Genomic DNA, 512 nt, shown 5'->3' on the forward strand with positions numbered 1-512 from the left:
CGTTTATGTAGCTGCTCTTGAGGATTGACCAATCCGTTGCGTACCAGCACGCGGTGCACCGTGGCCCGCGCGGGCGCGGGCGCATAAGGGTCGAGGCGTCCGAGTTCGTAGACGATGCGCCGGGCACCCCACCGCCGGTGGGTGCGTCGCATTTCGCAGATCGTCGCCTCCACTTGTGGAGAGATCTGGTTCGGGCTAGTACGCGGTCGGCGAGATCGATCCGATAAACCGCCCAGACCTGATGCGGCATAGCGCTTGCGCCACGCCGTGACCGTTTGGCGAGAGACACCGTAACGGTTAGCGACCTCGATGACCGGAGCACCGTCGGCGACTTCGGTGACCGCACGGAACCTGACCTCCACACGCACCCGTGCAGCGATCTCAGCATCGGATTCAGTCTCAGCAGAGAAGGACACCCCCCACACTCTGACTGCGACCACCGACAAGCGTGAGACGTCAACGATGTCCCGACGACACGACGTCAAGCATGTCCCGAGCCCTTACACGTCACA

At 62.9% G+C, this 512-nt stretch carries 1 protein-coding gene; it reads right to left on the reverse strand.

Translation table 11 applies throughout. From position 1 onward, the window contains the following. Nucleotides 1–440: helix-turn-helix domain-containing protein (locus B1964_RS27840; protein ID WP_366664301.1), on the reverse strand; the 440-nt coding region annotated here is incomplete at its 3' end. Nucleotides 441–512 lie beyond the last annotated feature (72 nt).

The sequence above is a fragment of the Gordonia sp. i37 genome, assembly GCF_002043085.1.
GTDB lineage: Bacteria > Actinomycetota > Actinomycetes > Mycobacteriales > Mycobacteriaceae > Gordonia > Gordonia polyisoprenivorans.